The following is a 14076-nucleotide window of genomic DNA, read 5'->3' on the forward strand; positions in this document are numbered from 1 at the left end:
AAGTCCTTTGTTATTGGTTGTGGTTACCAGCCAATGGCATTGGGTAGCCACGTGGCAATGCTTGGAAAGATAAACACCAGCGCCACGGCTAAAAACTGTAGCCCGATAAACGGCAGCGCCCCTTTATAGATATTCAGGGTGGAGACTTCTTTAGGCGCCACGCCTTTCAAGAAAAACAGCGACCAGCCAAACGGTGGGGTTAGAAACGACGTTTGTAGCACCAGTCCCACCAAAATGCCTAGCCACACCATATCCACGCCCATCTGTACGAAGAAGGGTAAAAAGAGCGGCAGGGCGATATAGCTAATCTCAATCCACTCCAGAAAAAAGCCAAGTACAAACATCAGCAGCAGCATGAACAGCAGGGCGCTGACTTCGCCACCAGGCACCCACTCAAACATCCGTGCGACCAAGTGCTCGCCACCCAAGCCCCGGAACGCGAGCCCGAACACCTGAGCGCTGATCAAAATAAAGAACACCATGGCGGAGATCACCAGCGTCGCTTTGGCCACGTCGCTCAATAGCGATACGGTTAAGCGGCCAGAGCAGGCAACAAACACCAGCGCCCCTAGCGCGCCCATTGCCGCAGCTTCGGTTGGGGCGGCAATACCGCCAATGATGGAGCCCAAGACCGCAAATACTAGCCCTACCGGTGGGCCGACCACGGTGACCACTTTATACAGCAGCCGTTTCTTGCTGAGCTGGGCCCGCTCTTCAGCGGGAATGGGCGGCATCATGCCGGGGTAGAGCTGGGCTACTACTAAAATGGCCACGATGTAGATGCCTGCCAGCGCCAAGCCAGGCACCATCGCGGCGGCAAACATGGTGCCTACGGATTCGCCGAGGATTTCTGCTAAGAGAATCAGTACCAAACTAGGTGGGATAATTTGCCCCAGCGTACCTGATGCGCAGATCATGCCGGTGGCCAACGGTTTGGGATAGCCTCGGCGCAGCAGGGTGGGCAGGGTGAGCAGGCCAAGTGTGACGATGGTGGCACCCACGATACCGGTGGCCGCTCCTAACAGTACACCCACGAAAATAATCGCCACGCCCATACCGCCGGAAATCCCACCGAACAGGTGGCCAATCACGTCGATCAACTCTTCGGCCAGTTTCGACTTCTCTAGCATGACCCCCATAAATACGAATAGCGGTATCGCCATAAAGGTGTAGTTCGTCACTACCCCATAAATGCGTGACGGCAACAGGTTGAACAGCATTGGGCCAAAGCCCAAATAGCCAAACACAAAGGCGGTGACGGCAATGCTGATGGCCACCGGTATACCAATGATCAGCAATATAAAAAAAGCGGCGATCATGCCGATCGCGAGCCACTCATTAGGAGACATGCGTTATTCACCTCGGCTTGGAAGGGCAAACCCTTGGCGCAGCGCGTGGGCGAGGCCCTGCATTGCCAATAAGAGAAAGCCAAAGGGGATCAGGGCTTTGAGCACCCAGCGAAGCGGTAGGCCGCCAGGGTTGGGGGAAGCTTCGTTACGTAGGTAGGACTGTTCCACCCAGGGCAGCGTGAGCCAAGCGATATACAGCCCCATGGCGAGCAGCAGCAGGCCACCAATCACTTCAATCACCCGCTGTAGCGCCACTGGGAAGCGCTCATAAAACACATCGACCCGCACCTGTTCGCCCATGAACAGCAGATACGACATACCAAACAGAGCAATGGGGGAGATTAAATGCCACTGCAGCTCTTGAAGCCATACGGCGCCAATGCTGAAAAAGTAGCGCATCACCACATCGCCCGCGACCAGGGCCACTAGTACCACGCAGGTCCAAGCGGCGATCCAGCCAAACAGCCGGACCACCGCTTCGATCCCGTGGACAACACGTTCCACGGCTTGCATATCACACCCCAATAATGTCGTTTAACCAGGCACGTTCGCTGGCGCCTGCCCAGCGGTCATGGTTGGCCTTAAAGGCCATATAGCTATCGTGTACTTTGCGCACTAGTGGGTCGGCGTTGGCTTCGGTGGCCAGTGTGTCCATGGTGGCTTCGCGCAGGGCGCTCACTACGGGTTCCGGGAGCATGCTGGCGGTCACGCCGTGGTTATCAACAAGGTCGGTCATCGCTTCGCCGTTCACCGCTTCTGACCACGTCACGCTTTCCAGACAGGCGGCCATACAGGCGCTCTTCACGATCATCTTCAGGTCATCAGGCAGTTCGTCCCAGTGCTGCTTGGAAATCAGCAGCTCGCCGGTAGTGGAAGGCTCGTGCCAGCCGGTGGTGTGGTAGAACTTGGCCGCATTTTGCAGCCCCATGCGGCGGTCTTGGTAAGGGCCAACGAATTCAGCGGCGTCAATCACGCCACGTTCCAGGGCTGGGAAAATTTCACCGCCGGGCAGTACGCGGGCATCGACACCCAGGGCTGAGTACACCTTGCCTGCCAGGCCAGGTACGCGCATGCGTAGGCCGTTCAATTGGCCGATGTCTTCAATCGGCTCACGGAACCAGCCGGTCATCTGCACGCCGGTGTTGTTGAGCGGCAGGGCGATCATGCCGTAAGGCGCGTAGACCTCTTCCCACAGCTCTAAACCGCCGCCGTGGTAGAGCCAAGCCATGTGGCCCATGAAGCTCATGCCGAAGGGCACGGTGGTGAAGTACTGGGCAGCGAACGTGGTGCCCGACCAAAAGTAGCTGTTGGCCGCATTCATTTGAATGGTGCCGCTTTGTACGGCTTCGAAGCCTTCCAGGGCAGGAATCAGTTCGCCCGCGGAAAAGTGTTGAATGTTCAAGCGCCCGCCAGACATGGCATTGATTTTGGCGATCACATCGGTGGGGCTGCCGGGACCTTCGACATAGAAGGGCGAGCCGGGGCTGTAGGCGTTGGTCATGCGCCAGTTGAAGCGCTCGGCGGATTGAGCGGTGGCCACGCTGGGTGCGCCAAGCACCAAGCCAGCCGTGGAGGTCAATGCAGCGGTGGTAAGAAACTTGCGTCGGGTAAAGGACATAGGGCACCTCAAGCCGTCAAGAGAAACGAGAGTTAGCGGATCAGTCACGTCGTTCGTTCACTAAAGGCGTTTGCAAGGGGTGTGCCAAAAAATCGATTTTATTTTAAATGAAAGATTTTTGCCGGTTTATCGTTACTTTGCCATGGGAAGGTTGGGCTACTACTGGCGCACGAAGAAGGGAAATGCACCGCGATGATGCGGAAACGAGGCGTACCCTCCTTGATAAGCACTACGATTGCGCAGTCGCTGCGTAGGGTGGTCACCTCTCATGATTCGTTAATTAATGTTTTGATATCAGAGTGCTTGACACTCACCCCCTGCTCTGAGTAATATACGCGCCACCTCGACGAGGCAATGAAACGTCCCATTCGTCTAGTGGTCTAGGACACCGCCCTTTCACGGCGGGAACAGGGGTTCGAACCCCCTATGGGACGCCAATTAAGTCGTTAAGGTATCGGAGTTGCGGGAATAGCTCAGTGGTAGAGCATCGCCTTGCCAAGGCGAGGGTCGAGAGTTCGAATCTCTTTTCCCGCTCCAGCACGTCCCATTCGTCTAGTGGTCTAGGACACCGCCCTTTCACGGCGGGAACAGGGGTTCGAACCCCCTATGGGACGCCAATCCGATGGCAAAAATGCTTGTGTAGTGAGACAGCTTGTTTAGCGGGAATAGCTCAGTGGTAGAGCATCGCCTTGCCAAGGCGAGGGTCGAGAGTTCGAATCTCTTTTCCCGCTCCAGCACGTCCCATTCGTCTAGTGGTCTAGGACACCGCCCTTTCACGGCGGGAACAGGGGTTCGAACCCCCTATGGGACGCCACTCACTCTTAAGCGTGTAGCATGTTTGCAGTGCGGGAATAGCTCAGTGGTAGAGCATCGCCTTGCCAAGGCGAGGGTCGAGAGTTCGAATCTCTTTTCCCGCTCCATGCAAACTCCTTCCTGTTTTTTATATCTCCCTAGAAGATTTTTTTGATGCCGCCTCGAAGCGGGATTTTTGTGTGCCCGTGATTTGCGTCAAGCGATGCAGATGGCAGGTGCGTGCCCAGGCCAACGGCCTGGGCAGCCGGCGGGTCAATCCACCAAGGTGAAGTGGCCGACGACGCTGTTGAGCGATTGGGAGCGCTGCTTCAGGTCGTGGGCAGATGTGGCGGTCTGCTGCACCATGGCGGCGTTGTCCTGCGTGGCCTGATCCAACTGAGCAATGGCGACGTTGATCTGCTCGATACCGCGCGTTTGTTCATGGGTGGCGGCAGTGATGTCAGTGAATAGGTCGTTGACCCGCTGTATGTGCTGATCGATATCCTGCATGCGCTGTTTAGCGGTATCTACTAAGGTGGCGCCGTTGCTGACCTGGGCGTTGGAGGTATGGATCAAGCCTTTGATCTCATGAGCCGCGTTGGCCGAGCGGTTGGCTAGCTGGCGCACTTCACCGGCCACCACCGCGAAACCGCGGCCATGTTCACCCGCCCGGGCGGCCTCGACAGAGGCGTTGAGGGCCAGAATGTTGGTCTGAAACGCGATGCTGTCGATCAGCGTGACGATCTCGGTGATTTTGTCCGCTTCGGCCGTGATCTCTTTCATGGACGCCACGGCGTCGCCGATGGCTTTCTGACCCGCTTGAGATGTTTCACCTGCGCTGCGCACCAGCTCTTTGGCTTGTTGCACGCTGTCGGCCGTTTGACGGACGGTAGCGGTCACTTCTTCCATGCTGGAGGACGTTTGCTGTAACGCAGCAGCCTGCTGTTCGGTTCGCGATGACAGTTCCTGGTTGCCCGCAGCGATATCGCCCGCGTTATGATCCACAGCGGTGCTGGTGGAGTGAATCTCTTGCATCGCATCGCGCAGCTTGTCGCGCATTTGTCGAATGTCATACAGCAGGCTGCTCGTGTCGTTGGGGTGAAGCGTTACGGGGGCAGTCAAGTCGCCCTGGGCGATGCGCGATACCACACCCGCAGCGTAGCGTGGCTCTCCGCCCAGCCGGCGCAGAATGAGTGAGATCATGCCCCAAAAGGCCAGCGTGACCAGCGCGCCTGCCACGATGCCGACCAAGATGCTTTTGACGAGCTGGCGCATGATGGTGCTACTGACGTCACCCACGAAGACGCCGCTTGCCACGTAGACATCCCACGGCGTAAAGGCGGCTGAGTAAGCGCGCACTTTGGGTTTGGCGTCGCCCCCACGAGCAAAGTTGGAGAAGTACTCGGTAAAGCCACTGCCGGTTTGCTGCGTATTATCCAGAATGGTTTGGAAGATCAGCGTCCCCTCGGGGTCTTTGACTTGCGAAATATCCTCTCCTACGTCACGGCTTGGGTGGGCAAGCATGCGCAGGCTGCCGTTGAACGCGAACAGATAGTTGTCCTCTTCGCCGAAGCGCACGTCGCGTAGGGTGTTGAAGGCTTGTCGCTGCGCTTCTGGCATGGAGAGCTGGCCCTGTTCGGCAAGCTGATGGTAATGCTCCAGCGTAGACACGGCGATATCCACGGCGGTGACCATGCGCTGCTCGCGCTCGGCGTAAAGTAGCGCGCGGCTTTGAAACGCGTTGATCGCAATCATTATGGCCAGAATCAGCCATAAAATGGCGACGCCCAGCAGACGCTGGCGACGCAGCGGTAGGGCGGCCAGCCCTTTTTGTGCGGAAGCAGTCGACCCTGATGACGGGTGAGTGTTAGCGACGGGTGACGACGTAATGGCGGTGCTCATTATCGGTTAGGCTCGCTTATATGGTCAGTATGTTCCCTTGAAGTGCCGCTGCCTGGGCAGGCGGGCACTGGGCTAATACTAAAGTATTAATCGAGGCGCTACCGCAGCAATAGCGTGGCAAAGTGTCACCTAATGTAGTGCTAAATAGAGAAAAATCAGGGGCATGGAAGTGGTGGTTCAGAGGTTATAAGCCGCAAACTTGAAAAAACATATGCATGCCCCGATATCCTCCCTTCTAGCTCTTTTTTGCTCCCCACTTGCTGACAGGACATGTTCATGGCCGAACCGGCATTGTCGATCCGTGGCCTTACCAAGATGTATGGCAACGGTTTTCAAGCGTTAAAAGGTATCGATTTAGACGTCCAGCAGGGCGATTTTTTTGCGCTGCTGGGTCCCAATGGGGCGGGAAAGTCCACCACTCTGGGTGTGGTGTGCTCGCTAGTGCAGAAAACGGCGGGCAAGGTGTCGATTTTTGGGATCGACATCGACAAAGACTTCGCCAAAGCGAAATATCAGCTTGGCGTGGTGCCCCAGGAGTTCAACTTCAACCAGTTCGAAAAGGTGCTGGATATCGCACTGGCCCAGGCGGGCTATTACGGCATGAAGCGCAGCGAAGCGCTGCCTCGCGCCAAGCAGCTCTTGACTGACTTAGGGCTATGGGAAAAGCGAAACGGCAGCGCGCGGATGCTCTCGGGTGGCATGAAACGCCGCCTGATGATTGCGCGTGCCTTGATGCACCGCCCCAAACTGCTGATCCTCGACGAGCCTACCGCCGGGGTCGATATCGAGCTTCGCCGCAGCATGTGGGAGTACATGCGGCGTATCAATCGTGATGAGGGGACGACGATCATCCTCACCACGCACTACCTCGAAGAAGCCGAGAGCTTGTGTCGTAATATCGCGATCATCAATCACGGTGAGATCGTGCGAAATACGAGCGTGCGCGAGCTGCTGGCAGAGCTGGATACCGAAACCTTCCTGCTGGATCTGGCCGAGCCGGTAGAACAAGTGCCCGCCCTCGAAGGCTTCGAACTGCAGCAAATCGAGCCGTCTCAGCTGGCGCTGGTGATTCACCGTGGCCAGCAGTTGAACGATGTGTTCAGTGCGCTGAGTGCGCAGGGCATTCAGGTGGTGTCCATGCGTAACCGCGCCAACCGCTTAGAGGAGATGTTCGTTTCCATGGTAGAGAGCAGTCAGCAGGCCATCGACCAGCGTGAACAGCAGGAGGCCCGCTCATGAACGCAATGCAAACTCTGGTGGCTCTATGGACGCTGGTGCTCAAAGAGATCAAGCGCTTTACGCGTATCTGGCCGCAAACGCTGCTGCCGCCATCGATCACCATGGCCATGTACTTCATCATTTTTGGCAACCTGATCGGCTCGCGCATTGGTGATATGGACGGCTTCAGCTACATGGACTTTATCGTGCCAGGGCTGATCATGATGTCGGTGATCACCAACAGTTACTCCAACGTGGCGTCCAGCTTCTTCTCCAATAAGTTTCAGCGCTCCATCGAAGAGATGATGGTGTCACCCATGCCCAATAGCGTGATCCTTTCAGGCTTTATTCTGGGTGGCATGGCTCGGGGTTTGGGCGTCGGGCTGATCGTGACGCTGGTATCGCTGTTCTTCACCCGTTTGACGGTCGAGCATCCGCTGCTGACGATACTGGTGGTCGTGCTGACCTCGGCGCTGTTCTCCATAGGTGGCTTTATCAACGCCCTATTGGCGAATAAGTTCGACGATATTTCCATCGTGCCGACGTTCATTCTGACCCCGCTGACCTACTTGGGCGGTGTGTTCTATTCGATTTCGATGCTGCCGGATTTCTGGCAGGGCGTTTCGATGCTCAACCCGATTCTGTATATGGTGAACGTCTTCCGCTACGGTTTTTTGGGCGTTTCCGATATTCCGGTAGGCTGGGCGCTGGCCGCCATTTTTGCCTTTATTATCGTCCTGTTCATGGTTGCGCTGACCATGCTGGAACGCGGTAAAGGCATTCGTAGTTAATGGGCCGCAACAGCCGCCCAACGACATGCCTTTATTGACATCGCACGACTGAGAGAGTGTCCATGGCACATCGCCCCGATACCTTAGAGCACGCGCCCTTGGGGCGCGAATCCGCTTACCCAGAGCAGTACGATGCAGGGCTTCTGTACCCCATTCCCCGTGCGGCCAACCGCGCACCGCTGGGCATCGACGAGCATGCGTTGCCCTTCGTCGGCGAAGACGAGTGGCACGCGTTCGAGGTCTCTTGGCTCAACGCGCGTGGCAAACCCATCGTCGCGGTGGCGCGGTTTCGCTTGCCAGCCAGCTCCCCGCATTTGATTGAATCCAAATCTTGGAAGCTCTACCTCAACAGCCTCAACCAAACCCGCTTTGCCAGCCAAGCCGAGGTGGAGAATACGTTGGTACACGACTTGAGCCGCGCTGCTGGTGCCAGCGTTAGCGTCGAGTTGCTGGGCGTTGATGATAGTGAACTGGCGCCCAAGCGCCTGCCAGGGGAGTGCTTAGACGACCTGGATATCGAGGTGAGCGACTACACGCCAAGCGCCACGCACCTTACTGCCAGTGATGAGATCGTCGAAGAGACGCTGCATTCGCATCTGCTAAAATCCAACTGCCCGGTGACCGGTCAGCCGGATTGGGGAAGCGTCTTGATTCGTTATAAAGGCCCCAAGCTCGACCGAGAAGGGCTACTGCGCTACCTGATTGGCTACCGGCAGCACCAGGATTTTCACGAGCACTGCGTCGAGCATATCTTCACTGATTTAATGCAGCAGGCGAAGCCGGAAGAGTTGCTGGTGTTGGCGCGCTACGTGCGTCGTGGCGGCTTGGACATCAGCCCGTGGCGTGCCACACCGGGTTTGGCACCCCCTAGCCCGCTGCGCCTGGCGCGCCAGTAACGCTCACCCTAACGGATAAGGAGTCACCATGGACGCCCTCACGCTGCTTCACGAACGTAGCTCCATGGGCAAGCTCGCTGAGCCTGCCCCCAGCGCCGACCAGCTCAGCGCCATCTATCAAGCGGCGCTTCGTGCCCCCGACCACAAAGAGCTGCGACCGTGGCGCTTCATCGAATTCACCGGTGAAGGCCGGGAGCGCCTGGGCGAGCTGTTTGCCGAAGCGGAGTTTCAGGAAGACCCTCACGCGAGCGACGAGACGCTCAACGCCGCGCGTAAAAAGCCTTTACGCGCGCCGATGATCATTGCCGTGATTGCCAAGGTCACCCCGGATATTCCCAAGGTGCCCAAGATGGAGCAGGTGATTTCCGCAGGTTGTGCCGCTCACGGCATCCTGCTGGCGGCTCATGCGCTCGGTCTTGGGGCCATGTGGCGCAGCGGAAAATACGCGTTCGACCCCGTGGTGCGTAAGGGGTTAGGGCTTGAGGAAGAAGACGAGGTCGTCGCCTTCATCTATCTGGGTAGCGTGGGCGGTCGCCACAAGCCTCTTCCCCAGCACGACACGGCAGATTTCGTCGAACGTTGGCAATAATCGCCGCCGCCAAGGAGAGCGACATGCGCCCAACACGCCAGCCGGGTATGCCATACCCACGACTGCCGCTGCCGGAAGGAGAAGAGGATCTCATCGCTTTCCAGCGCTGGTTGGAGGCCGCCATTCCCATGGTGGCAGCGCTTGGTATTACCCGTATGAGCCAAGCCAACGGTGCACTCACGTGGCAACTGGCGCTGACGCCCAATCTCAACGACAAAGGCACTGGCTTCGGTGGGGCGCTGACCGCGCAAACCACGCTGCAAGGCTGGTGTTGGGTCACCCTGTGGCTTCGCCAGCAGGGCAGGGCGCAAGACGTGGTGGTCGCCGAGGCTAGCCAACGTTTTCTCGCCCCGGTCACGGGTGACTACCGCATGACCTGTGCCCCCCGCCATCCGGATGGCCCTGCAAAGCTCGCCGCCAAACTCAGCGAGCGAGGCAAGGGCAGTATCGAATTGACCCACCAGCTCTACTGCGGTGATGCGCTCTGTTTAGAAGCCACAGGCCGTTACGCCGTGCTGCCAAACGCCTAGTCAGGAAAAAGGCTTGCTATTTCACAGCTTAGACCATAGAATATGCGCCGTTCTGTTGAGAAAGGCAGCGCCTAACAGCAGAGCTAAAATGTGGAGAGGTGTCCGAGTGGTCGAAGGAGCACGCCTGGAAAGTGTGTAAGTCGAAAGGCTTCGAGGGTTCGAATCCCTCCCTCTCCGCCAAGAACATAGATTAAGCCGCTGATTTCAGCGGCTTTTTTGTTTTTATAGTTTTACCAGTCCCCCAATTAGTCCCCCAGTGAAATATGTTGTACTCACGATATTATTTGCCCAAGCTTTCATCAAACTTAGGGAACCGCTGATCAATTCGTCGCTGAGCAACTGATGCGCTCAGCCCGGTCAATTCAAAGACCCTGCGGTCATTTTCTGACCCGCTTGGGCCGCTTGTTTTCCCTGCCAGCCGGATTATCCGGCTGGCAGGGCAGATTCAAGGCGCACCGGCCCCGTCAACTCGGCCCTCACAGCGTGTCGCCAACACCAGATTGGCCAGCCCGAACAGGCTGAACAACTGCGCCTGGTTCTTGGCCAGCCCCTTGTAGCGCACCTTCCGGTAGCCGAAGAGGTTCTTGATGACATGAAACGGGTGTTCGACCTTGGCACGAATGCTGGCCTTGGCCTTCTCGAATGCCAGCAACAGCGTTTTCATCGGGCTGTCCTCCATCTTCTTGATGGCGCCGCGCTTGGCGGCAACACAGCACCGGGAATCCGGGGCATCCTTCTCTTCATCCAGATGCTTCCACATGCCGGTGTAGCCCGCGTCGCCGTATACCCGCTTGTCATCGTCCCGGACCAATTCACTGGTCATGGTGACATCGGCGACGTTGGCCGAGGTGGCGGCGACACTGTGGGTCAGCCCGGTGACGGCATCGACGCCGATATGCGCCTTCATGCCGAAATACCATTGGTTGCCCTTCTTGGTCTGCTTCATCTCCGGATCGCGTTGCTTGGCCTTGTTCTTGGTGAAGGGCGCGGCCGCTACGATGGTGGCGTCGACGATGGTGCCCTCGCGCATGAACAGTCCTTTTTCGGCCAGGTGAGCATTGATCTCCTCGAAGATCCGCTGGGTCAGCGCATGCTGCTCCAGCAGATGACGGAAGCGCAGCAGCGTAGTCGCGTCCGGTACGTTCTCGATGGCCAGATCGATACCGATGAAGTCGCGCATCGCCTGGCTGTCGTAGATGGCGTCCTCCAGCGCTTCATCGGCCAGGGCATACCACTGCTGGAGGAGTAGATCCGCAGCATGCGTTCCAGGCCAATGGGCGGCCGGCCCCGCTTGCCCGCCGAGTTCGGGAAGTAGGACGGCGACAACGCGTCGATCAGTCGTTGCCATGGCACTAGGGCATCCATCTGCGCCAGGAACCGCTCCCGCCGAGTAACCTTTTTCTTGTTCTGGTGCTCTGCCTGGGCGAACGAGATCTGCTTCATCGGATAGCTCTGTCAGACGGTGTCGGAATGGTCAGATTCTACCCTGCCGGCCGATGCGAGGCAGCTCCAGCGGATTTGTGCAGCGTTTCCTTAGCAGGCAGTAATAGCAAGCAATAATGCCTTACCAGTGCCTAGATGCCTGTCACCTACCTCAGTGGCGTGTGGCTATATGCTGGAGAGCTTACTTCTAGTAGGCTCGATGCTTGCCTGGCTACTCCTCTTTGGCTGCGTTATGGAGGGTCTTGTCAGTCCAGGTCAGTCAAGCCACTGCGAATAACGCCTGCGCTATAGAAATCTTAATGAAAATTATAGTCTGCTCCAGACTTCAATCTTCCAGAATCTGGTCAATGGGTGCTCCGATTATGCTGTACAAAGCACCTCGCTAGCCTGATAAGTGAGAAAAAAGTGTAATCCAAAGAAGTTTAGTGGTTTGTGCTGCTAGCGGGAGATAGAAGTTGGTTATCAATGGCACTATTTGCTGATTCGAGACGATAGGGCCAATCGTGGCAATTTTTGGCTATACATCCTTTAGCCCAAGCCTCGCAATAAACATCGTGCCTATGCAAAAATTTCAGGATCAGACACGCTTCCTAAGCTCACGGAAAAATTGTGCTATCGAAAAACGTTTCACTGTCGATAATTGGGAAGGCGGTGCAGTCTTCATGGGTACAAGCAAGAGTGGGTAGAGTGACAAAGTGGCTCTTTGTTAACGGCAAGTCATCCAACGATGGCGGCGGCGTAACTAACTTATAAAGCCAAGTTTCGGTCACTTAAGCCTTGTTGAGGCTCAGTTAAGACAATGGCACATAATTTTCAGGCCATAAAGTTGTTGCAAAAATGGTTAGCGCCTCGGTTTATTTCTGTGATCATTGTCGTTCAGGCTTGTAAGAAATTAACAATAACATTAACGGCATAATTAAGGATCGTTTTCGCAAGTCAAACGCCCGCGGGAGGTTAATAATGCATAATTTAAGTGTGTGTTTCGTAAGCTGAATAATAGGTCCTGTAAGCGCCTGAGACTTTAATAGTCCCAACTTAGGTTTTTCTAGAGAAACTTTCAAGAGCTCTAGGGGTTAGGAGTTTACATTTACTAAAGGGTTTTAAGAGTTAGATAGAACGAGTTAATGAATGAGGCCAGAATACTCTTCAGCGTCGCAAATGAGGTGTTAATCTGAGCTTGAGTTTTAAATAAAAATTAATTTTGCTATTAGTTTCTTCAACAATATTTTTGAATGAGTTGGCGGGAGAGTTGTAAGCTGTGGAGCTAAAATGATGTATAGATGGTCGATTCGATTATAAATATACCTAAAGAGTCTATCTCTGCTTTAGGGGTATGTTTTTTATTTTTCACATCAAGCAACTTGTATTCTGAGTGTTAAGTCCCACTGTGTTTTTATAAGTATATGTGAGAGAGTGCGTAGCATTTAATAATAAAAAAATAAAACTAGTATGCGTTTAATGTGAAAAAGATACACATTGAGCTTAAAAAACTATTCTGCAATAGTTGCAAATAAAAAATCATCATATGCAGGTTCATGAGATCCGCTGAGCTTTAAATTTTCTATTATACGGTTGTGTAATAAAGAAACGAAATGCTGCTCTTGTTTTTTTGATTTTAAGAAAAATGGCTTCAGCACTGAGGAGTGCTGTTTTGTCAACTCGACATATTTGTATTTATTTTTTACTTCTATAGAGATGTTTTGTGACTCTTCTAAGGCTGTTTGATAAAAACAGCTTTTTGCTATTTTTTCTGCTAGCTCACTTAGTAGTAATTCAATGGTTTCATTGTAATATTTTTCTGTTTTTTTACTCTCCAAGTTTTCTTTTTCTGTGTTGAGATTTATTTTGTTTTCAGCTTTTTCAGCTTTTTCAGCTTTTTCAGCTTTTTCAGCTTTTTCAGCTTTTTCAGCTTTTTCAGTTATGTTTTGATTTTGGTTTATAGTGTCATTAATAATCTCATTGAGAGTGGCTGCTTGGGACTGACCACGGCTTTTAGACAAGAAATTTAGTTTTTCTAAAGTATCAGCTGACATTTGGAGAGACACAGGGTTCCCATTGTTCTTTCGATATTGATGCGTATTCCAGGCCCATTTCATTTGTCTACTAGCTTCTCGATATTCTGCCTCATCAGGGAGCTCATTCAAGCTTTTGGCCATCTCAAAATAGCCATGTATAGCAGGGTTTTTTACCTCAGTGAACAAAGTAGATCCCTTAAGGGACTTGCGCTTTAGGTAACCGTCAATCCACTTCAGATGAGCGTTGTTGCGTTTATTTACCCAATCAAACGGTCGTGACATCGCCAAACTCCATTTTTTAAATTAGATATAGCTTATTTTGTTGGTTTTCTTGCTGCATCGTATGACGTTGTATGATGACATTGTAGTATTTCAACGTATTTATACAATGTGTTTAGCTTGTCGTCAAATTAATCCGCAAAATCGGATTTTTATTCTACGTTTGGCGTCGTAAACTACACAGCATGAACGCACCCATCCTGACTTACAAAAATGCCCACCTTACGCCCGAAGCTAGGTGGTTACTGATGCAATGGGCATCAGTTATTGGTCTCGAAAATAGTATCGACTGCCCTTTGCATGAGCTCTTCAAGAGCCTAGGTTTGACCTACGCGCAAGGTCGTCGCGCTTGGGATGTCCTCATTGATAGGCACGCACGGTCTAAAGAGCGATTCGTTGACATCGAGCGCTTACCCTCTGCAGGGCGCGGTCGGCCAAGATCGCGTTATCGCTTATCAACCAAGCTTGTGAAAACACTACGGAATTGCTCGCCACCTTACCCCCTCCACGCTGCAGAAATCGCTACGCTTTCTAAAACGACGCTGTTATCTAATAAGAGTGAAGTGGAAGATCTGGTAAGAGATAGCCGTCGACGCCGATCTTGGCTTACTTTACCTAACCGTTATCTACTCATAGTTCTGCTAGCTCACGCTG

Annotated in this window: 11 protein-coding genes and 7 tRNA genes; 12 read left to right on the plus strand and 6 right to left on the minus strand. The window is 54.1% G+C overall.

Features of this window, described 5'->3' with window-relative positions; genetic code table 11:
* Positions 1–23: 23 nt before the first annotated feature.
* Genes AB6K10_RS08710 through AB6K10_RS08720 form a run of 3 tightly spaced genes read right to left on the minus strand, consistent with a single transcriptional unit; the run spans position 24 to position 2967 of the window.
* Positions 24–1349, minus strand: coding sequence for a TRAP transporter large permease subunit (locus AB6K10_RS08710; protein ID WP_339118456.1), 1326 nt, complete (start codon positions 1347–1349; stop codon positions 24–26).
* 3 nt (positions 1350–1352) lie between these two features.
* A complete protein-coding gene (locus tag AB6K10_RS08715) occupies positions 1353–1862 on the minus strand; it encodes a TRAP transporter small permease subunit (protein WP_083026565.1) in 510 nt (169 codons plus the stop codon).
* 1 nt (position 1863) lies between these two features.
* A complete protein-coding gene (locus tag AB6K10_RS08720) occupies positions 1864–2967 on the minus strand; it encodes a TRAP transporter substrate-binding protein DctP (RefSeq protein WP_339118457.1) in 1104 nt (367 codons plus the stop codon).
* 361 nt (positions 2968–3328) lie between these two features.
* Between AB6K10_RS08720 and AB6K10_RS08725 the strand changes: the two genes are divergently transcribed.
* The 6 genes from AB6K10_RS08725 (at position 3329) to AB6K10_RS08750 (ending at position 3887) form a co-directional block, all read left to right on the plus strand.
* Positions 3329–3404: transfer RNA gene (locus AB6K10_RS08725), tRNA-Glu, on the plus strand.
* A gap of 25 nt (positions 3405–3429) precedes the next feature.
* Positions 3430–3504 (plus strand) — tRNA-Gly (locus tag AB6K10_RS08730).
* Between the two features lie 4 nt (positions 3505–3508).
* A tRNA-Glu gene (locus tag AB6K10_RS08735) sits at positions 3509–3584 on the plus strand.
* A 42-nt stretch (positions 3585–3626) separates the two neighbouring features.
* A tRNA-Gly gene (locus tag AB6K10_RS08740) sits at positions 3627–3701 on the plus strand.
* A gap of 4 nt (positions 3702–3705) precedes the next feature.
* Positions 3706–3781, plus strand: a tRNA-Glu gene (locus AB6K10_RS08745).
* A 31-nt stretch (positions 3782–3812) separates the two neighbouring features.
* Positions 3813–3887, plus strand: a tRNA-Gly gene (locus AB6K10_RS08750).
* 145 nt (positions 3888–4032) lie between these two features.
* Here the strand turns inward: AB6K10_RS08750 and AB6K10_RS08755 are convergent.
* On the minus strand, positions 4033–5661 hold the full coding sequence (locus AB6K10_RS08755; RefSeq protein WP_339118458.1) for a methyl-accepting chemotaxis protein: 1629 nt from the start codon (positions 5659–5661) through the stop codon (positions 4033–4035).
* 276 nt (positions 5662–5937) lie between these two features.
* Here AB6K10_RS08755 and AB6K10_RS08760 point away from each other — a divergent pair, with 276 nt between their 5' ends.
* The 6 genes from AB6K10_RS08760 (at position 5938) to AB6K10_RS08785 (ending at position 9865) form a co-directional block, all read left to right on the plus strand.
* Positions 5938–6900 carry an ABC transporter ATP-binding protein gene (locus AB6K10_RS08760; protein WP_339118459.1) on the plus strand — a complete coding sequence of 321 codons (963 nt, stop codon included), beginning with the start codon at positions 5938–5940 and terminating at the stop codon, positions 6898–6900.
* Positions 6897–7670, plus strand: a complete 774-nt coding sequence (locus tag AB6K10_RS08765; RefSeq protein ID WP_339118460.1) for an ABC transporter permease — start codon at positions 6897–6899, stop codon at positions 7668–7670. The genes AB6K10_RS08760 and AB6K10_RS08765 overlap by 4 nt, the downstream gene beginning before the upstream one ends.
* A gap of 62 nt (positions 7671–7732) precedes the next feature.
* Positions 7733–8566, plus strand: a complete 834-nt coding sequence (queF, locus tag AB6K10_RS08770; RefSeq protein WP_339118461.1) for an NADPH-dependent 7-cyano-7-deazaguanine reductase QueF — start codon at positions 7733–7735, stop codon at positions 8564–8566.
* 28 nt (positions 8567–8594) lie between these two features.
* Positions 8595–9155: a nitroreductase family protein gene (locus AB6K10_RS08775; protein WP_253017112.1), complete on the plus strand. Its 561-nt coding sequence runs from the start codon at positions 8595–8597 to the stop codon at positions 9153–9155.
* Positions 9156–9178: 23 nt separating this feature from the next.
* Positions 9179–9685: a YiiD C-terminal domain-containing protein gene (locus AB6K10_RS08780; protein ID WP_339118462.1), complete on the plus strand. Its 507-nt coding sequence runs from the start codon at positions 9179–9181 to the stop codon at positions 9683–9685.
* 92 nt (positions 9686–9777) lie between these two features.
* Positions 9778–9865: transfer RNA gene (locus AB6K10_RS08785), tRNA-Ser, on the plus strand.
* Positions 9866–10130: 265 nt separating this feature from the next.
* On the opposite strand, the gene AB6K10_RS08790 is transcribed toward AB6K10_RS08785, so the two are convergent.
* Together AB6K10_RS08790 and AB6K10_RS08795 are read right to left on the minus strand one after the other, a co-directional pair.
* A complete protein-coding gene (locus AB6K10_RS08790; protein WP_339118463.1) occupies positions 10131–11033 on the minus strand; it encodes an IS5 family transposase in 903 nt (300 codons plus the stop codon).
* Between the two features lie 1585 nt (positions 11034–12618).
* Complete coding sequence (locus AB6K10_RS08795) at positions 12619–13425, minus strand: hypothetical protein (protein ID WP_339118464.1); 807 nt, start codon at positions 13423–13425, stop codon at positions 12619–12621.
* Positions 13426–14076: the final 651 nt, after the last annotated feature.

Source organism: Halomonas sp. BMC6 (assembly GCF_964204995.1).
Classification (GTDB): domain Bacteria; phylum Pseudomonadota; class Gammaproteobacteria; order Pseudomonadales; family Halomonadaceae; genus Vreelandella.